The organism is Enterobacter sp. UNJFSC 003, from assembly GCF_036903355.1.
In the GTDB taxonomy this organism is placed as follows: Bacteria; Pseudomonadota; Gammaproteobacteria; order Enterobacterales; family Enterobacteriaceae; genus Enterobacter.
This window is the reverse complement of record NZ_JBAKHK010000001.1, coordinates 41,853-65,490: the sequence shown is the minus strand read 5'-3', so window position 1 is coordinate 65,490 and position 23,638 is coordinate 41,853. Positions and strand designations below refer to the sequence as shown.

The 23,638-nt window shown below is 56.5% G+C and carries 21 protein-coding genes; 6 read left to right on the top strand and 15 right to left on the bottom strand.

All coding sequences use genetic code 11. The annotated features are described in order from the left end of the window. Position 1: 1 nt before the first annotated feature. Positions 2-4,957, bottom strand: coding sequence for an alpha-2-macroglobulin (locus V5P19_RS00300; protein WP_334399037.1), 4,956 nt, complete (start codon positions 4,955-4,957; stop codon positions 2-4). 286 nt (positions 4,958-5,243) lie between these two features. Here V5P19_RS00300 and V5P19_RS00295 point away from each other — a divergent pair, with 286 nt between their 5' ends. From V5P19_RS00295 to V5P19_RS00280, 4 genes are all read left to right on the top strand, one after another. After that, the gene (locus V5P19_RS00295) at positions 5,244-6,788 is read left to right on the top strand and encodes a PTS transporter subunit EIIC (protein WP_334399035.1); all 1,545 of its coding nucleotides are present in this window, start codon (positions 5,244-5,246) and stop codon (positions 6,786-6,788) included. 12 nt (positions 6,789-6,800) lie between these two features. Continuing rightward, positions 6,801-8,168 (top strand): 6-phospho-alpha-glucosidase, encoded by a 1,368-nt coding sequence (locus V5P19_RS00290; RefSeq protein WP_334399033.1) that lies wholly within the window; start codon positions 6,801-6,803, stop codon positions 8,166-8,168. An 88-nt stretch (positions 8,169-8,256) separates the two neighbouring features. Beyond that, positions 8,257-9,102: a 3-mercaptopyruvate sulfurtransferase gene (gene sseA / locus V5P19_RS00285; protein WP_334399031.1), complete on the top strand. Its 846-nt coding sequence runs from the start codon at positions 8,257-8,259 to the stop codon at positions 9,100-9,102. After that, positions 9,102-9,872 carry a MurR/RpiR family transcriptional regulator gene (locus tag V5P19_RS00280; protein ID WP_334399029.1) on the top strand — a complete coding sequence of 257 codons (771 nt, stop codon included), beginning with the start codon at positions 9,102-9,104 and terminating at the stop codon, positions 9,870-9,872. Before sseA ends, V5P19_RS00280 begins: the two co-directional genes overlap by 1 nt. Positions 9,873-9,890: 18 nt before the next feature. On the opposite strand, the gene sseB is transcribed toward V5P19_RS00280, so the two are convergent. From sseB to trmJ, 11 genes are all read right to left on the bottom strand, one after another. Then, entirely contained in the window at positions 9,891-10,667 is a 777-nt protein-coding gene (sseB, locus tag V5P19_RS00275) for an enhanced serine sensitivity protein SseB (RefSeq protein WP_334399027.1), read from the bottom strand. Between the two features lie 5 nt (positions 10,668-10,672). Continuing rightward, positions 10,673-11,959 (bottom strand): aminopeptidase PepB, encoded by a 1,287-nt coding sequence (pepB, locus tag V5P19_RS00270; RefSeq protein ID WP_334399025.1) that lies wholly within the window; start codon positions 11,957-11,959, stop codon positions 10,673-10,675. Positions 11,960-12,019: 60 nt separating this feature from the next. Further along, the gene (gene iscX, locus V5P19_RS00265) at positions 12,020-12,220 is read right to left on the bottom strand and encodes a Fe-S cluster assembly protein IscX (RefSeq protein ID WP_003860650.1); all 201 of its coding nucleotides are present in this window, start codon (positions 12,218-12,220) and stop codon (positions 12,020-12,022) included. Between the two features lies 1 nt (position 12,221). Further along, positions 12,222-12,557 carry an ISC system 2Fe-2S type ferredoxin gene (gene fdx, locus V5P19_RS00260; RefSeq protein ID WP_014071345.1) on the bottom strand — a complete coding sequence of 112 codons (336 nt, stop codon included), beginning with the start codon at positions 12,555-12,557 and terminating at the stop codon, positions 12,222-12,224. A 1-nt stretch (position 12,558) separates the two neighbouring features. Next, the gene (hscA, locus tag V5P19_RS00255; RefSeq protein WP_334399021.1) at positions 12,559-14,409 is read right to left on the bottom strand and encodes a Fe-S protein assembly chaperone HscA; all 1,851 of its coding nucleotides are present in this window, start codon (positions 14,407-14,409) and stop codon (positions 12,559-12,561) included. 14 nt (positions 14,410-14,423) lie between these two features. Next, the gene (gene hscB, locus V5P19_RS00250) at positions 14,424-14,939 is read right to left on the bottom strand and encodes a co-chaperone HscB (protein WP_334399020.1); all 516 of its coding nucleotides are present in this window, start codon (positions 14,937-14,939) and stop codon (positions 14,424-14,426) included. A gap of 79 nt (positions 14,940-15,018) precedes the next feature. Then, positions 15,019-15,342, bottom strand: coding sequence for an iron-sulfur cluster assembly protein IscA (iscA, locus tag V5P19_RS00245; RefSeq protein ID WP_003860659.1), 324 nt, complete (start codon positions 15,340-15,342; stop codon positions 15,019-15,021). Between the two features lie 13 nt (positions 15,343-15,355). After that, positions 15,356-15,742, bottom strand: a complete 387-nt coding sequence (gene iscU, locus V5P19_RS00240) for a Fe-S cluster assembly scaffold IscU (protein WP_005120408.1) — start codon at positions 15,740-15,742, stop codon at positions 15,356-15,358. Positions 15,743-15,766: 24 nt separating this feature from the next. Beyond that, the gene (gene iscS / locus V5P19_RS00235) at positions 15,767-16,981 is read right to left on the bottom strand and encodes a cysteine desulfurase (RefSeq protein ID WP_006176692.1); all 1,215 of its coding nucleotides are present in this window, start codon (positions 16,979-16,981) and stop codon (positions 15,767-15,769) included. A 119-nt stretch (positions 16,982-17,100) separates the two neighbouring features. Continuing rightward, positions 17,101-17,592, bottom strand: a complete 492-nt coding sequence (gene iscR / locus V5P19_RS00230; RefSeq protein ID WP_006176693.1) for a Fe-S cluster assembly transcriptional regulator IscR — start codon at positions 17,590-17,592, stop codon at positions 17,101-17,103. A gap of 149 nt (positions 17,593-17,741) precedes the next feature. After that, positions 17,742-18,473: a tRNA (cytosine(32)/uridine(32)-2'-O)-methyltransferase TrmJ gene (gene trmJ / locus V5P19_RS00225; RefSeq protein WP_334399014.1), complete on the bottom strand. Its 732-nt coding sequence runs from the start codon at positions 18,471-18,473 to the stop codon at positions 17,742-17,744. A 131-nt stretch (positions 18,474-18,604) separates the two neighbouring features. Between trmJ and suhB the strand changes: the two genes are divergently transcribed. Beyond that, positions 18,605-19,408 carry an inositol-1-monophosphatase gene (gene suhB, locus V5P19_RS00220; protein ID WP_334399012.1) on the top strand — a complete coding sequence of 268 codons (804 nt, stop codon included), beginning with the start codon at positions 18,605-18,607 and terminating at the stop codon, positions 19,406-19,408. A 39-nt stretch (positions 19,409-19,447) separates the two neighbouring features. Here suhB and V5P19_RS00215 read toward each other — a convergent pair whose 3' ends face one another. Further along, positions 19,448-20,428, bottom strand: a complete 981-nt coding sequence (locus V5P19_RS00215; RefSeq protein WP_334399010.1) for a nickel/cobalt transporter — start codon at positions 20,426-20,428, stop codon at positions 19,448-19,450. Next, positions 20,419-21,057 carry a DUF1007 family protein gene (locus V5P19_RS00210; protein WP_334399008.1) on the bottom strand — a complete coding sequence of 213 codons (639 nt, stop codon included), beginning with the start codon at positions 21,055-21,057 and terminating at the stop codon, positions 20,419-20,421. Before V5P19_RS00210 ends, V5P19_RS00215 begins: the two co-directional genes overlap by 10 nt. A 125-nt stretch (positions 21,058-21,182) precedes the next feature. Here V5P19_RS00210 and csiE point away from each other — a divergent pair, with 125 nt between their 5' ends. Then, entirely contained in the window at positions 21,183-22,460 is a 1,278-nt protein-coding gene (gene csiE, locus V5P19_RS00205; protein WP_334399006.1) for a stationary phase inducible protein CsiE, read from the top strand. On the opposite strand, the gene V5P19_RS00200 is transcribed toward csiE, so the two are convergent. Then, positions 22,457-23,602, bottom strand: coding sequence for a 3-phenylpropionate MFS transporter (locus V5P19_RS00200; protein WP_334399004.1), 1,146 nt, complete (start codon positions 23,600-23,602; stop codon positions 22,457-22,459). The two genes, csiE and V5P19_RS00200, sit on opposite strands and share 4 nt — an antisense overlap. Between the last annotated feature and the right edge of the window lie 36 nt (positions 23,603-23,638).

Sequence of the window (23,638 nt, the reverse complement as noted above, 5' to 3'; positions counted from 1 at the left end):
ATTACGGTACAACAATCAGCGGGCCACTGGCCGCACCCGTTGCCCGCCACTGCGGTATATACATAGATTCGACCATCGGGACCGGCACCTGATAGGTACCTGGCGTCACAGCACGCGCCAGATAAACCAGCGTGACGGGCTGTCCTTCGTTAACCGGCACGGCCGCCACGAAGCGATCGTCGCGGAATTCCATATGCTGAATATCCGCCTGCTGCATTTGATTCAGCAGATTCTGCACTTCGCTGCCGCTGTCCTGCAGGCTGGCGCTGCTGCTAGCCAGATTCTGGTTCTCAAGCTCCAGTCCAGCCGGCAGCAGATCCACCACCAGCGCATCCGGGACGTTCTGGCTGGCTTTCACCTCAAGCCACACCAGCACCAGCTCGCCGCTTCTAAGCGAAGCGAGTGATTTACTGCTACCGTCGGTGGCCAGAATATGGCGCTCAATCTGCAGCACGTTAGACGATGGCTGAGGGGCATATTCAGGATAACCGGTGCTGTCCAGACGCACCCACAGCGGAGTGGAACCGGTATTGGTCACCTGCAGCGCGTTTAGCCGATCGCCGTCCACGTTTTGCACCTGCGCCTTGTCACCGCTCAACGCCTGGTCTGAAACGCTGGTCGTTGCCTGCCATGCGCCAGACAGCGTTTGCAGTGAACGCCCGGCCAGGAACAGCGCATTACTCTCCTGCGTAGAAAGCCAGCGTTGGCTGAACGCCTGTTCAGACAATGCATTCAGTAGCGTATTTTGCGCATCCGGAAGCAGCTTGTACTCTTCTAGCAGGGAGAGCATCAGCGCGTTATCGCGAAGCGCACTGCCATAATCCGCCATCCAGTTTTTGCTGTCATTACGCGGCGTTTTGAGCGCCAGATCCAGCGCCTGCTGACTGCGTGGGGCATCGCCCATCAGTTTGAGCGCCATACCCAGCTGCATCAGCGGCAGACCCGAAGCCGCCTGACCGTGGCGATCCCAGATTTCACGCAGCGCGCCCAACGGTGCTTTTTGCTGACGCGCCAGTACCAGCGAGGCGTAGGCCTGTACGGCAAACTTGCTTGCCTGCGCGTCGTTGCTGTAACGGATGGACATCATGCCCGGATCCTGCAGGTAACGAAGCAGACGGTTATTGGCATTGTTCACCGCATCCGCAGGCACGCTGTAGCCCTGCTCGCCTGCACGCACCAGGAAATCGGTGACATAGGCGGTAAGCCAGTACTCCTCCGAACCGTTTTTGTCCCACAGCGCGAATCCACCGTCGTCACGCTGCATCTGCAGCAGACGAGAGATGCCGACATCAATCGCCGCACGGCGTTTGTCGTCCGTGTCACCCTTGATGCCCAGCGCCGTTAACTGCGCCGCGTTGGTATACAGGGATGGGAACAAGCCACTGGTGGTTTGTTCCAGGCAGCCGTAGGGATAAGCCTGCAGCTCACGAATGTAGCGTGCCAGGTTCAGCGGTGGTTTACCGCTGAGCAACAGTTGTCCCTGCAGCGTAGCCGGCGAGAAACCGTTGATATGCTGTGCGGGTGCGGTCCAGGACTCACCCGGATTGAGCATGGCTCCCGTATTCACCGTTTGTGCCGGGTATGCCGGACGTACGCCGATTTTCCAGCTCTTCTGCTGCGGCGCAAAGGTCTCTCCAGGAAGCTGAAGACCCGTCACCTGAGCCATCACTTCGCCGTCACCATAGCCATCAAGCGCCCGTACCGGAATGAACATCGTGATTCGCGCGCCGGGTTGAAGCTGAACCGGCTGCGGCTGCGCCCCTTCCAGCGACAATTTACCGGACGCCGTCAAGGCGACGTTTAGCGTTTGCGGTTTGTCGGTCAGGTTGGTGAGATCCAGCGTCAGTCTTGACGTGTCACCGCTTGCCAGGAAGCGCGGCGTGTTTAGCTCGGTAATAATCGGCGCGGCCACAACGACCTTGCTTTCGCTGCTGCCGAAATCGTCTTCTGTCCAGGCCTGCGCCATCAGACGCAGTTCGCCGTTGAAATCACCAATCGGCAGCGTGATGGTGCCTTCGCCGTTAGCATCAAGCGTTACCGGCTGGGCCTGCTGGGCGATAATGGTGACGTGGTTTACCGGTGGCTTACCGCCTCGTTTCAGTTCATCACCGTCACCACCAAAGCGTAACGCAGCCAAACGCCCCTGCCCTTCAATGACCTGGCCGTAGATGTCATAGATATCCGCGCCATAGCGCTTCTGGCCAAAGAACGCTTGCCATGGGTCCGGCGTGACGTAGTCGGTAATGTTCAGCACGCCGCTATCGACTGCCGAGACCAGCACGTTCACTTTCTGCGGTACCGCCCCCTCTTTAACGCTCGCTTTCACCTTTACAGACAGCGTCTGGTTCGGGCGCATTTTCAGAGGGGTATCCAGGGCAATATTCAGGCGACGATTTTCGTCGCCCATTGGAAGGTGCAACAGGCCGACCGCGCGTTTTGGCGTGGCCGATTTGGATTTATCACCCGGACGCACCACCAGCGTGCTGAGATAGAGATCGTGTCGCTTCCAGGTTTTATCGACCGGAATGGAGAGATCAAGACCGTTTGCCGGGACGTCGATCTCTTTCCACCAGAGCGGCCCTTCGCTGGATTCGATCATCGCATACCCTTTACCCGCTGCCGGGGCCGCGATATGCAGTTGAATGGTATCACCCGGCTTGTAGGCCGGTTTGTCGATCTTCAGCGTCACGCGGTCAGGGCGCGCGGCGCCCGTGCCGTCGCTGTTATCCTGCCAGCTGTAACCCGCCCAGAAGCGTACGCTGCTGACCATCTCGTCAGGTGCTTTCACCTCCAGTCGGTAAGAGCCCCATTCAACCGGGAAGGTCACTTTGCCCGTTTCATCGGCTTTAAGGGTGAGTTCCTGCTCACCTTCAACTAAATCTTTTTGATCAAACTGAGACTGCCAGCCTTCTCCCTCTGACCAGTTCCAGTAATAATCGCGTCGCTCGCGAATCAGGCGCACCTGTAATCCGGAAACGGCCTTTTTAGCACCGCTGGCATCGGCGTAGACAATGTCAAAGCTGGCATTGCCGTTTTCATCGACAATCGGCTGATTGACTGTGGTATCGGTCCGGTAATCGTACACGGCCTTACTGGCAAACTGGGGACGGATCCCCGGCAGTTCCGCCGCTGGCCAGATAGCCTGCTCGGCTCGACGCGTTACCGGGCGTCCGCCGGATTCCAGCAGGCTGGCCTGCAGGATCAGCTGTAAAGGGGAATGAACCTCTTTCCACTGGCTTTCCGTGGAGATCTGCCCGCGCCCTTGTTCATCCAGCGTGAGCTGAACTTCATCCAGACTGCGGCTAAGATTCTCTTCGGTGATATCGCCAAACTGGAAGCCCGGCAGCGCGCTGACGGCATCACGGAGCGGGCGCAGGAAGAGCTGGCCCTGCAGCGAATTACCGTTTGCAGGTGCGCCGTACAGGTAATAGCCTACGACGTTAAAGTCGACGTTATCTTGAGGGGAAACCGGCGCTTTTTGTCCGGTCAGGTTCAGCGCCATACGCTCTGGCATAAAGTCTTCAACGTGGAAATCCCACATCCGCTGCAGGTTGTCGCCGGTGTTAGCGCGAATATGCCACATGCCGGTCTGCGCTCCGCTGTCGAGCGGATAGTTAAAGCGGTAGAGGCCATTTTCGGGTTGAACCACAAGGGTACGCGCTACCTGTCCGTCCGGGCGCAGCACGTCGAGTTTTATCGGCTGGGCTGGCAGCGGCTTGCCGTCGCTGTCGCGCAGTAATCCGTTGAGGATCACCGTCTCGCCCGGGCGATAGAGATCGCGTGGACCGAACATAAAGAATTGTTTGCTGTAGCCAGGGCTACCAGCAATGTCGAATTCGGCCAGGTCAAGCGCCGGAAGCTTGAGGTCAAGCAGCGTGGTCTGGCCATCTTTGCTGGCCAGGATCAGCGCGGCTTCTTTATCCGTCTCAAGCTTCGCATGGCCGTCTGCATCGCTGTTCGCCTCAGCAAGGGTTTGCCCCTTGTCGTTCAACAACGTAACGGTGACACCCGATTGTGCCGCACCGTTTTCCAGGCTCTGAGTGAAGATATCCAAACGATTATGATAACGGTGAGCGGACAGGCCAATATCACTCAGGGTAAAGAGCGTCGCGGCATTGCTGTAGCTGTAGTGCCCAGCTTGATTCATCACGGCGATGTAAACGCCGGATTGCTGAAGCGGCTTAATGTCGCGCAGCGGCAATAAGAGTTTTTCACGCGTGTTGCGCGCCGGGTTGAGGTCAAAACGACCGGTATAGACCAGTTCAGCCATCTTCAGCAGGGTATCGGACTCCCAGTTGGTCAGCGCGTTGCGGTACTCCCACTGGCTCACAAAGGCAGCCAAAGACTCTGGCTTCACGCGATAGAAATTGACGTCCACATTATTCACGTTGAGCGCCATCACCGGCAGCCCTTCCACCACCTTACCCGGCAGCAGCGAGCCACGGCTGGCAAAGCCGACCGTCGGCTCAACCTCACGCGTGGTCAGGGCTTTTTCGTAATCAATACCAAAGGTGGCTTTGTTCAGCGCCTGCAAATCACGTTCAACGGTGACGACAAGATTACGGTTTGGCTCAAGATGACGCAGACGCAGTTCTTTCAGATTCGGCGCGAGTTCCCACGCCCCGTCGACTTTGCCGCTTTTTTTATCCACCACGTGCACCGTCTTCGCAAAATCCTGATCGGGATTGAGCGGGACAGAGAACGTCAGCACCAGCGTAGCGGCACCGTCAAGCTGTACTTCAGAGGCATCCAGCAGAGTCAGCTCTTTGCCCTGGCTCTGCGCGGCCAGTTTCGCCCGCTTTTCTGCGTCTGGTTTTTCCGGCGTTTTTGTTGCTTCTGCTTTCGTCGTTGCCGCGGGAGCCGCAGCCTGGGGTTTATCGTCGCTGTTATCACAGCCGACAAGCGTAAACGTGGTGAGCAGCGCGAGTGAGAGCGCGGCTAAGCGAAACGGTTTCATCCTTTGTCCCTGGCCCGTAGAGCCTGTTGGTCGTCATCCGGATAAGTATTATCCGCAAGTTTCATTAATACAAAAAGTCCAATTTTAGAATTTGGAAACTGCCTCGCAGAGTTGTGCAACGCTGCTACCCTTTGCCACTACTCCGATCACAAAGTCTTACGTAACATGTTACCTTCCGCGTCATTTGTTTTTAAAACAATAAGATAGATAGATCATGCGGGTTAAACACTGCTAGTTTTAAGTCTGAGACGCACCCCGAGTGCGCGGTTCAATAAGAGAGATAGCCATGAAACGAGCCGTGAACGCCCTACAAAATTTCGGAAAATCATTGTACGGACCGGTACTTATCTTACCTATTGTCGGTCTGTTTATTGCGTTTGGTAACGTGCTGGGGAACGGCAACCTGGCTGAGTATTTACCCTTCCTGGGCCACCCGCTGATCCAGAACCTCGGGCAGTTGATCGCCAAATCAGCCGTCTCGGTACTGGTCAACCTGGCGCTGGTGTTTGCGGTCGGCATCCCGATTGGTCTGGCCTCGCGCGATAAAGGCTACGCGGCGCTAATTGGTCTGGTGACTTTCGTGGTCTTTATTAACGCCATGAACGTCACGCTGCAGCTGCAGGGCGAACTGGCACCGGCTGACCAGATGAAAGCGGCCGGGCAGAGCATGGTGTTGGGCGTTCAGGTACTAGAAATGGGCGTCTTTGCCGGGATCCTGACAGGGGCACTTTCCGGATACCTGTACAACAAATATTCTGGCGTACAGTTTAACGGCGCGATGGCTATCTACTCCGGTCACTGTTTTGTCGCCATTGTCATGCTCCCCGTCTCCATGGTGCTGGGGATTGTGATGAGCGAGCTGTGGCCGTACGCCCAGCACGGCATCAGCACTCTCGCGCTGGTCATTAAAGGCTCTGGTCCGTTCGGTGTGGCGATTTACGGTTTCCTGGAGCGGATTCTGGTGCCCACCGGCTTGCATCACCTGGTTTATACGCCGTTCCTGTATACCGAGCTGGGCGGCACGCAAGAGGTGTGCGGTACCACATATCAAGGCGCCCGCAATATTTACTTTGCTGAGATGGCCTGTCCGACGGTGAAGCAACTCAGCAGCACGGCGGTCTGGGACGCGCGTGGGATCAGCAAGATGTTTGGTCTGCCTGCCGCAGCACTGGCAATGTATGTGACCGCGAAGCCAGAGCGTAAAGCTATTGCCAAGGCCATTTTGATTCCAGCGGCGCTGACCTCCCTGCTGGTGGGGGTGACCGAGCCGATTGAGTTCTCCTTCCTTTTCGTCGCTCCGCTGCTGTTCGTGGTGCATGCGGTGCTGACCGGTATCGGCATGATGCTGTTCTCGCTGTTTGGCGTCCACGCTATCGGCGCTAATGGAATTATCGATTTCATCCTCTACAACCTGCCGCTCGGTACGGAGAAGTCCAACTGGCCCATGTACATCCTGGTCGGGCTGATGATGTTCGCGCTCTACTTTGTGGTGTTCCGCTTCCTGATCCTGCGCTTCAACATGAAAACGCCAGGCCGCGAGGATGAGGATCGGGAGACGCGCCTCTACAGCAAGCAAGAGTACCAGGCGAAGGGCAATAACGACGGTCTGGGTGAGTCTATCGTTGTGGGGCTGGGCGGCCGGGAAAACATTGAAGTGGTGGATAACTGCTACACCCGATTACGCGTCACGGTGAAGGACGTCACCCTTATCAACGAGCCACAGCTCAAGGCGACGGGCGCGAAAGGGATAATCAAACAAGGTAACAACGTTCAGGTGGTCTACGGGCTGCATGTCAAAAAAATGCGAGAAGCCGTTGAGACGTTTCTCTGAAAGGAGCTAAAGATGTTTACCCCCCCATTCATTCTTTCTATCGCCGGTGGTGGCAGCACCTACACGCCGGGTATCGTCAAAAGCCTGATGGTGCGACTGCAGGATTTCCCGCTGGCCGAGATACGCCTCTATGACATCGACGAAGCGCGCCAGAACACCATTGCACCGGTCGTCGAGAAAGTTATTCGCGACCATAGCCAGAGCATTAAATTTACCGTAACGGCGGATCCGGAAGTGGCCTTCAGCGGCGCGCACTTTGTTTTCGCCCAGATGCGCGTCGGCCAGTACAAGATGCGTGAGCAGGATGAGAAGATCCCCCTGCGTCATGGCGTGGTTGGGCAAGAAACCTGCGGGCCAGGCGGGCTGGCGTATGGCCTACGCACGATCCTGCCGATGGTAGAACTGATCGATCTGGTGGATCGCTACGCGCATGAAAAAGCGTGGATCGTGAACTACTCCAACCCGGCTGCGATCGTCGCGGAGGGTGTGCGGCGTTTGCGCCCGAACGCGCGCGTGCTGAACATTTGCGATATGCCGGTGGCTGCGATGCGTAACATGGGGGCGATTCTGGGTGTCGATCGCCACAAGCTGGAGGTCGACTACTTCGGTCTGAACCACTTCGGCTGGTTTACCCGCGTATTGGTTGACGGCGTGGACAGGCTGCCGGAGCTGCGCAAGCATATCGCGAAATTCGGTCTGCTGACGGAAGATGCGGCAAAAACCGATCCGCAGCATTCCGATCCGTCATGGGTGAAGACCTGGCGCAACATTAAGCCCATTATGGACAACTTCCCGGAGTATCTTCCGAACCCATACCTGCAGTATTACCTGATGCCGAACCAGATTGTGGAGCATCAGAACCCGGACTATACCCGCGCCAATGAAGTGATGGACGGGCGCGAGAAAAAGCTGTTTGCCGCCGCCGAAGAATATAAGCGCACCGGGATCCTGCCGGATGCCTTCCACGTGGGTGTCCACGGTGAATTTATCGTTGACGTCGCCTGCTCGCTGGCCTTTAACCTGCGTCAGCGCCATCTGGTGATGGTGGAGAACCGTGGGGCGATTACCAACCTGCCGTACGATGCGGTGGTTGAGGTTCCGGCCTATATCACCTCTGAAGGGCCAGAGCCAATCCGCGTCGGTCAGGTTCCGCTTTTCCATCAAACATTGCTGCAGCAGCAGCTTGCCAGCGAACAGCTGTTGGTCGAAGCGACCATTGAAGGCAGCTATGAGAAAGCGCTGCAGGCGTTTACCCTGAACCGCACCGTGCCAACCATGGAACACGCGAAAGCGATTCTTGATGAGATGATTGAAGCCAACCGCGACTACTGGCCTGCGCTGCAAAAAGCCTGGCAGGACGGCGAAGCGGTGAAAAAATAAGGGGTTGCTCGCGAGTTGAACGTGGTGCGCTTGTCGGTGTCAGAAAAAACACCGACAATCCTTTTTTACGGAAAAGAACGGAGGCACCATGTCCACCTCATATTTTGTCGCCGCCGACTGGCTGATTGAGCACAGCGACGACCCGGAAGTGCAAATTATCGACGCGCGAATGGCCCCTCCAGGGCAAGAACATCGCGATGTTCCCGGTGAATACCGCGCAGGACATCTGCCTGGCGCGGTATTTTTTGATATTGAAGCCCTCTCTGACCACACCTCTCCTCTGCCGCATATGCTGCCGCGCCCGGAAGCGTTTTCCGTGGCGATGCGCGAGCTGGGCGTCAGCAAAGACAAACACCTCGTTGTTTATGACGAAGGTAACCTCTTCTCTGCGCCGCGCGCGTGGTGGATGCTAAAACACTTCGGTGTCGAAAAAGTGTCTATTCTGGCGGGCGGTCTTGCCGGCTGGAAGCGTGATGAGCTGCCGCTCCAGCAGGGTGACGTAACCCTGCCGGAAGGGGAGTTCGATGCGACCTTTGACGCGGGCGTGGTGAAACGCCTGACCGACGTATTGGTCGTCAGCCATGAAAAAACGGCCCAAATCGTCGATGCTCGCCCAGCACCACGCTTCAATGCGCAAGCGGATGAACCGCGTCCGGGGCTCAAGCGCGGCCATATTCCTGGGGCGCTGAACGTGCCGTGGGGGGATCTGGTCTTTGAAGGCGAGCTGAAAACCACCGACGAGCTGCGGGCCGTCTTTGACCGTCAGGGCGTGGATCTGCATCGTCCCATTATTACCAGCTGTGGATCCGGCGTCACGGCCTGCGTGGTGATTCTGGCGCTCGCAACGCTCGGCGCGACTAACGTTGCACTTTACGACGGCGCCTGGAGTGAATGGGGCGCGCGTGACGACCTGCCGGTTGAACCCGCCAAATAATGGATAACCGTCTGGCCACGCTGCTCACGCGCGAAGCGTCACTGACTCGTGCGGAGTATCGCGTCCTTGCCCACCTCACGGAGCATCCGCTGCTGGTGGGCAACATCACGGTGCGCGAACTGGCGCAGGCAACTTACGTTTCTACCGCTACCATAATGCGATTATGTCAGAAGCTCGGATTTAGCGGCTTTAGCGAATTTATCTGGCACTGCAAACAGCTTCTTACCGACACGCCGCACATTGCGACAAAAGGGAATGCTCTTCCGCAACTACCTGCGCTGTTTAGCCAGTTTATTGCCAATTATCAGCAGACGTTCCAGTGGGTAACCGAAGAGAAGCGCCAGCAGTTTGCCAACCTGCTGCGCCAGAAAGAGAGCTTCTTTCTTTATGGTGCCGGGTTTTCTTATCTGTTTGCCGAATATCTGACCAAAAAATTGCAGGTGTTGGGCAAAACGGCGTTTATTTCCGGGCCGGGTGACAGCCGGAATATTTTTCTCAGCAACGCCGCACGCTATCAGGTGTTTATCGCGGTCTCCCGCAGCGGTGAAACGGAGCAAGTGCTGGATAAAGCGCGGATTGCGAAAAACGTGGGTATGACGGTCGTGGCCTTTACTCGCGCCTCAGCGAATACGCTGGCGGGCATGGCCGATCTGCATTTCGCGTTATATGACGAAGCGGTGCACTACGCTGCCGAAGCCGCAGGGGTGACGTCGTTCGAGTCGAATCTGGTGCTGTTGATGGATTTACTGCTGCTGGAAGCAACGGGGTGAGAACTCACCCCGTTACTGTCAGATAATGCGGGTCGTTTTGAGATCGCGCAGGAAGCCGCCCCAGCGACGCTCGTAGAACGGGGTGATGTGCTCGGTAATAAAATGGCTGATGCCCTTCTCACCTTTCTTCACCTGACAGATATCAATCGGCTCATCACCCGGTAGCGTGTCGGTAGCAACGCTTCCTGCAGCCTGAATAATCTCGTCGATATCACCGTCCGCTTCAATGCCAACCAGCAGCACCGGCTGTTCGTCAGCACTCTCTTTAATTGAGCAGAGGAAGGCACGTTTCACCGGCTTCATGGTTTTGAAAAGCGTGGTCAGCGAGTCAATCATCTGCGCTGGGGGTTCTGCAACGTCAGACAGCAGCAGCGTTTCGCCCCCTTCCAGCACTTCCTGCGTGCTGATCGGATTGCCCTCTTCACCAATCAAATGGCTGATTTCACGCGGGGTGAACTCTTTTCCTGTCGGCAACTTTGCGTTCAGGAACAGGGTTTGGCCCAGCGTCATTTCGAACAGGGTACGTACCGGCATCACCACAAAGGCCTGTTCGTCTTCAACCGCCTCCTGTAACGCTTCCAGAGAGGTGAAAAACGGGATTACCGAGGCTCCGTCGTCTTTCTCCCAGTGCAGCAGATCCAGCGCGCTGTCTTCTACAACCTGCTCACCTTCCGCCGCCGTTCCTGGCACCCACACGGTGGATTCCAGCAAGGTGCGGAAAAATGCCGGACGGTGTGCAGGTTCGGTCGCAGCCTGCTCCAGCAGGGTTTCTAGTTCGTTTTTGGTTTCGGACATAACCGTCATTCTGCCGTCAACAAGTTCGCCACGGTACGCACGCCCAGACCGGTTGCGCCAGCGGACCACTGCTCAACCGCCGCTTTACGGTAAGTTGCAGAGCAGTCGATGTGCAGCCAGCCTTCATGGTAATTCTCAACAAAGTGAGACAGGAAACCTGCGGCGGTGCTTGCCCCTGCCGGGTAAGCCGCGCTTGCGGTGTTATTGAGTTCGGCAAAATTAGACGGCAGCTGGCTACGATGGAACTCGGCCAGCGGCAGACGCCAGAACGGTTCGTTTTCCGCTGCCGCACTCGCCAACAGGCGGGCCGCCAGCGTGTCATCGAAGCTGAACAGCGCGTGGTAGTCATTGCCCAGCGCCGTTTTCGCCGCACCGGTCAGGGTCGCCATGTCGATGATCAGCTCTGGCTTCTGGGCTGACGCGTCGATCAGACCGTCAGCCAGCACCAGACGGCCTTCTGCATCGGTGTTCATCACCTCAACGTTTTTGCCGTTGCGGTAGCGAATGATGTCGCCCAGCTTGAAGGCATTGCCGCTGACCATATTGTCCGCGCAGCACAGGTACAGCTTCACGCGCTTGTTCAGGCCACGGGTGATAGCGAATGCCAGCGCCCCGGTAATGGTCGCCGCGCCGCCCATGTCGGACTTCATCGAATCCATGAACGCGCTCTGCTTCAGGCTGTAACCGCCGGTATCGAAGGTGATGCCTTTACCGACCAAGCAGGCAAATACCGGTGCTGCTTTATCACCGGTTGGGTTGTAATCCAGCGCCAGCAATACAGGAGGACGCTCAGAACCGCGGCCCACGGTGTGGATACCCATATAGTTCTGCTCGCGCAGGTCTTCACCTTTGGTGATGCGGTAGGACATTTTGTCACCGGCCACGCCGCACAGCAGGTCAACCGCGCGCTGCGCCAGCTGTTCCGGCCCCAGGTCTTCCGCAGGTGCGTTGATGGTGTCGCGCACCCAGTCGATAATGTTCAGGCGGCTTTCCAGCTCTTTCTGACCTGCTTCATCGAGGTTCGCCCACTCAATTTTGCGGGTGCCTTTCGGGCCTTTGTAGCCTGCCCAGAATGCCCAGCTGCGGTCGGTGTCCCAGCCTTCGCCTTCCAGAGAGACGTGTTTAATGCCCAGGCCGTCAATTTTACGCGCAGCACGCTGGATCAGGCCCAAATCATCTTTGCCCGTCAGGTGCAGGGTAATGCCATCGTTGTTAATGCTGTAAGTGGCTTTCTCGCCCCAGCGTGCGTCAGCAGGCTGGGTGGTGAGCGTAATCTTCATCGCTTCGGTCATTTTATTTATCCTTATTCGCAACGAGCAAACGGGCCGCCTGAAGGCAGCCCGTTATATTAGTTATTCTGCTTCATCTAACCAGACTAACAGAATCGCCTCCAGAATTTTTTCATTGGATGCGTTGGGATCATCGTCAAAATCCTCTAAGTCGCAGATCCACTGGTGCATATCGGTGAATCGTACGGTCTTTGGATCGAGATCCGGATTCGCGTCGTAGAGTGCTTCGCCGATTTCACGGCTGTCTGTCCACTTCAGTCCCATATCAATGCTCGCGTGCGTGGTTGATGGTATAGCGTGGGAATTCCACGACCAGATCTTCATCGGTTACCAGCGCCTGGCAGCTCAAGCGGCTGTCGGGCTCCAGACCCCATGCTTTATCCAGCATGTCGTCTTCGTCTTCGGTGCTCTCGGCAAGAGAGTCGAAACCTTCACGCACGACGCAGTGGCAGGTTGTGCAGGCACAGGATTTTTCACAGGCGTGTTCCACTTCGATACCGTTACGCAAGGCAACATCGAGAATGGTTTCACCGGTCTTCGCTTCCAGAACAGCACCATCCGGACAGAGGTCCGCATGAGGCAAAATAACAATCTTTGGCATATTAAACCTCGTCCACGGACTGGCCTTTCAGCGCGACGCGAACAGATTTGTCCATGCGGCGAGCAGCAAAGTCCTGGGTATGTTTATCAACGTTTTTAATGGCTTCTTCTATTGCGTCAGCATCATTGCCCATCGCTACCAGGCTTAAGTGCGCGGCAGCGTTGTCAATCACCTGACGCTCAGCGGCGCTTAACAGCGCGGCATCGGCAGTGAGTGCACCGGTCAAGCTTTCCAGCACGCGTGCGGCTTCAACTTTCTGTTCGGCCAGCATACGCGCCTTCACATCCTGCTCGGCGTAGCTCATTGAATCCTGAATCATGGAGGCAATTTCACCATCGGTCAGACCGTAAGACGGCTTCACCTGAATGGACGATTCCACTCCGGTCGATTTTTCCATCGCGGTGACGCTCAGCAGCCCGTCCGCATCCACCTGGAAGGTGACGCGAATATGCGCCCCGCCCGCAGGCAGGGCCGGGATACCGCGCAACGCAAAGCGCGCCAGAGAGCGGCAGTCCTGCACCAGCTCGCGCTCGCCCTGCATCACGTGGATAGACATCGCGGTCTGGCCGTCTTTAAAGGTGGTGAACTCCTGCGCGCGCGCCACCGGAATGGTGGTATTGCGCGGAATGACTTTCTCCACCAGGCCGCCCATGGTTTCTAACCCCAGCGACAGCGGAATGACGTCCAGCAGCAGCATTTCGCTATCCGGCTTGTTGCCAACCAGAATATCGGCCTGGATCGCGGCGCCCACGGCAACCACTTTATCCGGGTCGATGGAGGTCAACGGCGTCCGACCAAAGAATTCGCCCACGCGCTCACGTACCAGCGGTACGCGAGTTGATCCGCCCACCATAACCACTTCCAGTACGTCACTGGCCTCAACGCCCGCATCCTTCAATGCGCGGCGGCAGGCCAGCAGCGTGCGTTTTACCAGCGAAGCGATCAGGTCATCAAACTGCGCGCGGGTGATTTCGCCCTGCCAGCCCGCAACGTTCACACTGACTGACTGCGCGTCGCTCAGGGCAATTTTTGCGTCGATAGCGGCATCCAGCAGTTCGCGCTGTAGGTGCACGTCGCTGCGATCGCCGATCCCCGCCTGTTCGCGAATGTAGTCGGCCAACAGATGGTCGAAGTCATCGCCGCCAAGCGCAGAATCACCGCCGGTGGCCAGCACTTCAAACACGCCACGGCTTAAGCGCAGAATGGAAATATCAAAGGTGCCACCGCCGAGATCGTAAACCGCAATCACCCCTTCCTGACCGGAGTCGAGGCCGTAAGCAATCGCCGCCGCCGTGGGTTCGTTCAGCAGGCGCAGCACGTGCAGACCAGCCAGACGCGCGGCGTCTTTGGTGCCCTGACGTTGTGCATCATCGAAATAGGCCGGCACGGTGATGACCACGCCATCCAGTTCGCCTTCAAGCGTAGCCGTTGCACGGGCTGCCAGGGCTTTGAGGATGTCCGCAGACACGCGGATCGGATTTAGCAGACCCGCTGCGGTGGCGATCATCGGCAGGCCGTTTTCACTTGCCTGCAGCTGATACGGCAGATGCGGATAACGGGTTTGAATATCGGCCAGAGAGCGGCCCATCATGCGCTTGACAGAGCTAATGGTGTTGGCCGGATCGCGTGCAGCATTGGCGCGCGCATCGTAGCCGACCACATGCCCCTGCTGCTGGTAGTGGACCACGGAAGGCAGCAGATGGCGGCCCTGCTCGTCGGCCAGCGTTTCCGCCTGGCCGCTGCGCACGGTCGCCACGAGAGAATTGGTGGTGCCAAGATCAATACCCACCGCCAGACGACGCTGGTGCGGTGCGGCACTTAAGCCAGGCTCACTAATTTGTAATAAGGCCATAATTGCTTCCGAAATTAATAATCGAGCAGCTTTTCTTCGAGTTGTTCAGCACTGCTTCGCAGTTTATCGAGAAAACGGAGTTTGCGCACAGTGTCTGCCGCCACGTCCCAGGTCTCGTTGTTCAGTTGCTCCGCCATCTGCTGATGGCGACTATCGAACATGCCCTTCACGCGCTTAATAAAGCTTTCCAGACGCGCTTCGTCTTTAGCCTGCTCAATCTCATCCAGCTCTTCTCGCAGCTCCAGTTGCTCCATCAGAAACGCGGTGTCGCGCACGGTGTGCTGTTCGCTTGCCAGATCAAAACCGTGGAGTGAGAGCAGATATTCTGCGCGCGCGAGCGGATGGCGCAGCGTTTGCCAGGCCTGATTGATGGTCGCAGATTGCGATACCGCAGCCAATTGCTCTGACTGCGTACCACTGGCGAACTTATCCGGATGGTACTGGCGCTGCAGATCCTGAAAGCGGATCGTCAGCGCCTGGAGATCAATCGGGTATTGAGCGGGTAGTCCGAAGAGAGTGAAGTAATCCATAACAATCTCAGGGGTAGCCTGTTAGAACAAACCCCACGCGTAGCAGGTAAGCCACGGTGGGGTTTCGGATGACGCGCGGTTAAACGTGGAAGCTTTCGCCGCAACCACACTCATCTTTGACGTTCGGGTTCGTGAACTTGAACCCTTCGTTCAGGCCTTCTTTTACGAAGTCCAGCTGAGTGCCGTTGAGGAATTGCAGGCTTTTGCCATCGACCACCACCTTCACGCCCTTGTCTTCAAACACGGTGTCGTCAGACGCCGGTTCATCAACAAACTCCAGTACGTAAGCCATACCAGAACAGCCGGAGGTACGTACGCCCAGTCGCAGGCCAAAGCCTTTACCACGGTTCGCCAGAAAAGAGCTTACTCGCGCGGCAGCGCTGTCGCTAAGGGTAATCGACATACTCAAACCTCAATTATTTTGCTTCACGTTTGCTTTTATAGTCCGCAATTGCGGCTTTGATCGCGTCTTCTGCCAGAATAGAACAGTGAATTTTCACCGGTGGCAGTTCGAGTTCGTCAGCAATATCCGTGTTCTTGATTGCCTGTGCTTCGTCCAGAGACTTGCCCTTCACCCATTCGGTGACCAGGGAGCTGGACGCAATAGCAGAACCGCAGCCGTAGGTCTTGAAGCGCGCGTCTTCAATGATACCTTCATTGTTGACTTTAATCTGTAACTTCATCACGTCACCACATGCCGGTGCACCGACCATGCCGCTACCGACAGATTCGTCGCTGTTGTCAAAAGAGCCAACGTTGCGCGGGTTCTCGTAATGATCAATAACTTTTTCGCTGTATGCCATGATTGAATTCTCCTTATGTACCGATTAGTGATGTGACCATTCAATGCTGTTCAGATCCACGCCCTGCTTGAACATTTCCCACAGTGGAGAAAGGTCACGCAGACGGCCGATGGAGTTGCGAACCAGCTTGATGGTGTAGTCAATCTCTTCTTCGGTAGTGAAACGACCTAAAGAGAAACGGATAGAGCTGTGCGCCAGCTCGTCAGTCATGCCCAGCGCGCGCAGCACGTAGGATGGCTCAAGGCTTGCAGACGTACAGGCAGAACCGGAAGAAACGGCCAGGTCTTTCAGCGCCATGATCAGCGATTCGCCTTCAACATAGTTGAAGCTCACGTTGAGAATGTTCGGTGCGCCCTGCTCGAGATCGCCGTTCAGATACACTTCTTCCATATCTTTCACGCCGTCCCACAGACGGTTACGCAGCGTGCGCAGGCGCGCCATCTCGCTTTCCATCTCTTCTTTCGCAATGCGGTAGGCTTCGCCCATGCCCACGATCTGGTGAACAGGCAGCGTACCGGAACGCATACCGCGCTCGTGACCGCCGCCGTGCATCTGCGCTTCGATGCGGATACGCGGTTTACGACGAACGTACAGTGCGCCGATACCTTTTGGGCCATAGATTTTGTGGCCGGAGAAGGACATCAGGTCAACTTTCAGCTGGCTCAAATCGATAGGCAGCTTGCCCACGCTCTGGGTCGCATCAACGTGATAGATAATGCCGCGCGCGCGGCACATTTCGCCGATGGTTGCGATATCCTGCACTACGCCGATTTCGTTATTCACATGCATGATGGAAACCAGAATGGTGTCATCACGCATTGCCGCTTCGAGTTCTTTCAGGTCGATGATACCGTTGCTCTGTGGCGCCAGGTAGGTCACTTCAAACCCTTCGCGCTCCAGCTGACGGCAGGTATCCAGCACGGCTTTATGTTCGGTTTTGCTGGTGATGATGTGCTTGCCTTTTTTCTGATAAAAGTTGGCCGCACCTTTGATCGCCAGGTTATCGGATTCGGTCGCGCCGGAGGTGAAAACAATTTCACGCGGGTCGGCGCCAACCAGGTCAGCAATCTGATTACGGGCGATATCGACCGCCTCTTCAGCATGCCAGCCAAAACGGTGTGAACGGGAAGCCGGGTTACCAAAGTTTCCGTCCAGGGTCAGACACTGCATCATTTTCTCGGCAACACGCGGGTCCACCGGCGTGGTTGCGGAGTAATCGAGATAAATCGGTAATTTCATTGCTCTATAAACTCCGTACATCGCTTCAATGCAAGGAATCAGGCAACCGGCTGGATGTACGACCGAGTACACGGGGCGAGCAAACGCCCCGGCCTGATTCTGAAATACTTATCTTTTTATTACGCGCGCAGTTTAACGTCGATTGCGTCTTGCGCGCGGGTGCTGCGTTGTGACTCATGGCTATGTTGGCGGCCCGATACATCCAAAACTTCCTGGTTATTCACCAGTTCACCGAGGGTGATGTTGTTCAGGAAGCCGGTCAGACGGTCGCTCAGATCGCGCCACAGCGCGTGGGTCAGGCATTTATCGCCGCCCTGGCAGCCGCCTTTACCCTGGCAACGGGTCGCATCAACAGATTCATCAACGGCACTGATCACTTCACCTACTGCAATACTGCCCGCGTCTTTACCCAGCAGATAACCGCCGCCTGGGCCACGAACGCTGGAAACAAGTCCATTTTTACGCAGTCTGGAGAACAGCTGTTCCAGATAAGAGAGGGAGATCCCTTGTCGTTCAGAAATATCAGCCAACGGAACCGGGCCCGCTTCGGAGTTGAGCGCAACGTCCAGCATCGCGGTCACGGCATAACGCCCTTTAGATGTCAGTCTCATGTCTTACTTAACCTCAAACTCGCCCCTGCCCGGGGTTTTTTATTGTAAAATGGGGGTATTGCATAGCAGGGCCAAGTCTGACATTCCTGACTAAAATGGTCAACTATTTACTTGACTGTTTTAGTCAGGTATTTAACTTTCCGTGCCGTTTATGACTCTTTATTTTTCTGCTCAATCGACGCCAGAATGCCCCGCAGGATATTCAGTTCCTGGCTCTCAGGGCGCGCACGGGTAAACATACGGCGCAGCTTGTTCATAACCTGCCCTGGATGATCGGCGCGAATAAAACCGGTTGAAAGCAGCGTCTGTTCCAGATGCCCATAGAAGCGTTCCAGATCGTCTACCAGCGGATACGCGGTCTCTTCCTGCGGTTCTGCACTGCCTTTTTCCTGAGTCGCCAGCCATGCCATACGCACTTCATAAGCGATAACCTGCACCGCCATCGCCAGGTTCAGCGAGCTGTATTCCGGGTTCGCGGCAATGGCAACATGGTAATGGCACTTCTGCAGTTCATCGTTGGTCAGGCCAACGCGCTCGCGTCCAAACACCAGCGCAACCGGAGCGTGTTCCGCTTCTGACACGCTTTTCAGACCACATTCACGCGGGTCCAGCATCGGCCACGGCAGGGTGCGGGAACGTGCGCTGGTACCGACGACCAGGCTGCAGCCGGCCAAGGCTTCATCCAGGGTATCCACGATCTGCGCGTTGCCGATCACGTCGCTAGCACCGGCGGCCAGGGCGATAGCCTGAGAATCTGGTTTCACCAGGGGATTAACCAGCCACAGGTTGGTTAACCCCATGGTTTTCATAGCGCGGGCTACAGAGCCCATGTTGCCGGTATGCGATGTTTCGACCAGCACAATTCGAATATTTTGCAGCATAATTTTAGGTATCTGAAGTCAGTGTCTGAAGAATATTCGGGCATATTATCATAATCGGGAGACATAATCCGATCCCGCTGCTATACTCTGCGCCGATTTTCCTGTTCTTTAACATCCAGTGAGAGAGACCGATGCATCCGATGCTGACCATCGCCGTGCGCGCAGCGCGCAAGGCGGGTAATGTAATTGCCAAACACTACGAAACGCCAGACTCCGTAGAAACCAGCCAGAAAGGCAGCAATGATTTCGTGACTAACGTCGATAAAGCCGCAGAAGCAATTATTATCGAAACCATTCGCAAATCTTACCCGCAGCACACCATCATCACCGAAGAAAGCGGTGAACATGAAGGTACCGATCAGGATGTTCAATGGGTTATCGATCCACTGGATGGCACCACCAACTTCGTAAAACGCCTACCACACTTCTCTGTGTCTATCGCAGTACGCATTAAAGGCCGTACTGAAGTCGCCGTTGTTTACGATCCAATGCGTAACGAACTGTTCACCGCGACTCGCGGCCAGGGCGCGCAGCTGAACGGTTACCGCCTGCGCTGCAGCAATGCACGCGATCTGGACGGTACCATTCTGGCGACCGGCTTCCCCTTCAAGGCGAAGCAGCACGCAACAACCTACATGAATATCCTTGGCAAACTGTTTACCGAATGTGCTGACTTCCGTCGCACCGGCTCTGCAGCGCTGGATCTTGCCTACGTTGCTGCTGGCCGCGTTGACGGTTACTTCGAGCTGTCGCTCAAGCCGTGGGACTTCGCTGCGGGCGAGCTGATCGCACGTGAAGCAGGCGCCATTGTTTGTGATTTCACCGGCGGCCACAACTATATGACCACCGGCAATATCGTTGCAGGTAACCCGCGCGTTGTTAAAGCCATGATGGCAAACATGCGTGATGAGCTGAGTGATGCGCTGAAGCGTTAATCTCGGAAATGCCCTCTCCTCATTAGGAGAGGGCCAGTTTTAAAACGGCCGCAATCCCCTCCCCATTGGCACTGCACTTATCCACATCGTGACCGCAGCCACCAGCAGAATGACGCCTCCCGCCAGCGCAAGCGTCGTCCAGCCTATCTGTCGCCATAATACCGGTGTCTTACTGCCGCTGAGCCTTACCGCCAACTGACGAAAACTGTGCACCAGCAGGGCCAGGGACGAAATGGTCAAGGATGTTCCCGCCGCCATGGCTAGCGCAGACAGCATTCCCCAGCCGAAAACACCCATCACCTTACTGAACAACAGCACCATGATCGCGCCTGAACAGGGCCGCATTCCCATTGAGAGAACGATCATCAAGCGTGCTCGCCAGTCATCGCCATTCTGCAGTTGTTCCTGCGTCGGCAAGTGTTGATGTCCACAGCCGCAATGCGCGTCGTGAACGTGATGCGGCGTAAAGGATTTGAACGTGGGCTTTTTCAGTAAAGCATGCAGCTTTTTCAGCGCTCGCCAGCAGAGGATCAGCCCCAGGACGCCAACCAGCGCATAACTTCCCTTCTCCATCCAGAAACTGCTCATATGCAGCTGCCGGGCTGGAAGCTGTAAAAGCGTAAGCACAACCACCACCAGCGCAATCGCCACCCCGCCCTGCAGCAGCGAAGAGGCCAGCGTCAGGCCAATGCTGGATTTCAACTTCGATGGATGAGTGGCAAGCCAGGTGGTTATCACAATTTTACCGTGCCCCGGCCCCAGCGCATGGAGAACGCCATAGACGAAGCTGAATGCCAGCAGAGAACCGCCCGCTTGCGCTGGATTCTCCGCCACCGCTTTCAGCAACCCGCTCATCTGCTGGTTGATCTCACGCTGCCAAATGATGCTTTTCATCATCACCTGCGGCCAGGCGTGCCACAGCCACAGCGCTCCGAAAACGGCTAGCAGCATAAAGAGCGCCAGCGGCCAAAGATGGAGCCAGCGGCGTGGTTTTCGTGACGGAGATGCAATCACTGACATTGTACAGTCACCTCCTGCGCGAACTGTTTACCCAGCTCCATGTCTTCCGGAGGTGCATCGGCTTTATCGAGCGAAACGGCAAAGTTAAGCGTCTCTTCGCTGGGCTTGGGCGTGTGCACGGCAAGCTTGCAGGTTTTTTGCAGGACAGTCGGTATCGTCACGTCGCCATCCTCGGCGTAGCGCATATCGACATAGTAAGTGGGATCAAAGGTCGAAAAGGTAAACGTCTGCCCAGCCAACGGCTGCGGATGAGCGAGCGGGAGGATAAAGGTCAGCACCGCCTGATGCCCCTCCCGCGATAAACCATACTCCGTCGGTCTGTTGAGAAATTTCACCTTTTGACCGTTATGCCAGAACTCGGTGAAGTAGTGTTGCCCCAGCACGTTGGCCATCACTTCCGCCGCCAGCTTTTTCCAGACCTCATCCCCGGCCTTTGCATTTCCCGCATCGTAAAGCAGATCCGCAGAGGTGATTTCATCCATCGTCCAGCGCATTTTCAGGCCGCTCAACTGCGTCCCGTCCGTGACCAGTTCGGTTTTCAGGCTGATGAAACTGTGAGGATGCGCGCGGGCGGTGAAGGTGAAAACTGCCAAAAATAACGCCAGCACGCTGTGTTTAACTATTTGCATCTCTTCCCCACGTCAAAAATTCTGTGATGTTCGCCAGCAATCCTGAGTGAAAGGCCTGCCGGTGCGCTTTTCAGCGTTCATCCTTTAGCTATTCTTATCAAACATTCATACTGGATACCTGACAGATGATGACGACGCTTGAAATTCCATCTGTGCTTTCCAGTTCGCAGCGCCGCTGCCAGGTGCTTTTGATGCTTTACCTGCCCGATGCTGCCGTCACCGCAGAGAGCATTATTGCTGCTAACGGCGTGGACGACTCCATGGCACGGCAAGATATAGCCGAGACGCGCGATGAAATCCAGCGCTATCACCGGCTCGATATCGTTACGCACCCGGACGGCAGCTTTCGAATTGAAGGCTCTGCCCTAAATCAGCGTTTGTGCCTGCTGCACTGGCTACGCAGGGCGCTCCGGCTTTGCCCGCAGTTTGTCTCGCACCAGTTTACCCCGGCATTAAAAACCGCACTTAAACAGCATGGTATTGCCCGCCCGCTTTATGACGACGCTAACCTTCGGGCGCTGATCAACTTCTGCTCGCGCAGGCTTCAGCGCCAGTTTGAGTGCCGCGATGTGCAGTTCTTGCAGCTGTTTTTGCAGTATTGTCTGATTCAACACCATCAGGGCAATACTCCCCAGTTTTCACACGTCCAGCGCAGCTGGACGCAGTCGAGAGGCGAATACTTTACGGCGCAGGAGATCGTTCGACACTGGAAACGGCGCGTTCCGCAGGGGACGCATAGCGACGAACAGCTGTTCCTCGCCCTGCTATTTATGATGCTGCGCACGCCCGATCCGGTGCTCGATACCCACCAGCAGGATCAGCGTCTGCGCCGGACTATTGTGCGGATGGTCGCGCGCTTTCGGGCGCAAACCGGGATGAAGTTCAGCGATGAGCAGGGACTGACCGACCAGCTGTATGTCCATCTTGCTCAGGCGCTGGACCGTTCCCTGTTTGAAATCGGCATAGACAATAGCCTGCCTGAAGAGATCCACCGCCTCTATCCCCGGCTGTTACGCACCACCAAGGAGGCGCTGTTTGAGCTTGAGGCCGAATTTGGACTGCGTTTTTCCGATGAGGAGATGAGTCTGGTGGCGGTGATCTTTGGCGCCTGGCTGATGCAGGAAACCGACCTCCACGAAAAGCAGGTGTTCCTGCTGACGGGAGAAGACACCGTCTGTGAGGCGCTCATTGAGCAGCAGCTGCGCGAGCTGACGTTGCTACCGCTCAATATTCGTTATCTGCCACTACAGGCCTTTCAGAAAGAGGGCGCACCGCGCGAGGCTGCGCTGGTTATCACCCCCTATCCTACCGTTCTGCCGCTGTTCTCGCCGCCCATCATCCACGCCGTCGAGACGCTGAATCCGCAGCAGCAAGAGCATATTCGCGCCATGCTGGAGTCTTAGTTAGCTACGCGCGCGGCCACTTTAGGACGAACAAACATGGCCGGGAGCGCAACCAGCGCCATCACCCAGAACACGCCGTGCCCCAGATGCTGGTACAGGAAGCCCGCGAAGACCGTCATAATCGCAATACTGCCGCCCATCGCCACCGCAGAGTAAACGGCCTGCAGGCGAATGACGTCCCCACCTTCTCGTGCAGCGATATAGCGCATCGCCGCCAGGTGACAAACGGTGAACGTTCCGCAGTGCAGGATCTGCGCCACGATCAGCCACGGCAGCGCGGTGGTCCAGCCCATAATCCCCCAGCGCGCCACGCCGCATACGGCAGAGAGCAGCAGCAGATCGCGGGCACCAAACCGTCGGAACAGCTTCTTGCTGAGAGCAAAGATAATTACTTCAGCGACCACCCCTAGCGACCACAGATAGCCCACGGCTGTCGCGGAGTAACCTGCCCCCTGCCAGTAAATGGCGCTAAAGCCGTAATACGCCGCATGCGCCCCCTGAAGGAGGCACACGCAGGCCAGAAACCGCCAGCTTTGGGCAACCAGGCTACGCCAGGCGGGCCAGCCAGCACTTTCCTGATGGCGACTTTCGCCTTGCGGCATGACCGATGGACGTAGCAGCATTCCCAGGAGCATGGAGGCGATACCGATACTCAGCAGCGCAAGAATCGCCTGGTAATCGTAGAGGCTGACCAGCTTCCCGACCAGCGCCGAGCCGATCACAAAGGCAATCGATCCCCACAGGCGTACGCGCCCGTAGTCCATCGTGATCTGTTTTTGCCAGGTGTTCGCCAGCGCGTCCGTCAGCGGGACAAGCGGCGAGAAGAACAGGTTAAAGCCAACCATGATCGCCATAAGCCAGGCGAACTGGTTGCTCACCCAGAAGCAGGCAACGAAGACCAGCGTTAACAGGGCAAGAATACGCACGGCGTTAATAAGTAAGGAGGGATCACTGACGCGCGGTGCAATCAGCAGACTTCCCAGAAAACGCGCGACCAGCCCAGCCCCCAGCAGTACGCCAATGCTTTCAGGGGTAAGCCCAATTCCTTTGAGCCAGACGCTCCAGAAAGGCAGAAAAATACCGTAGCTAAAGAAATACGTGAAATAGCTGAGCGCCAGCCAGCGCGTGGAATGCAAGACCATGAATCCCTCCCGAAATGGTGGCGATAGTCTGGCGAG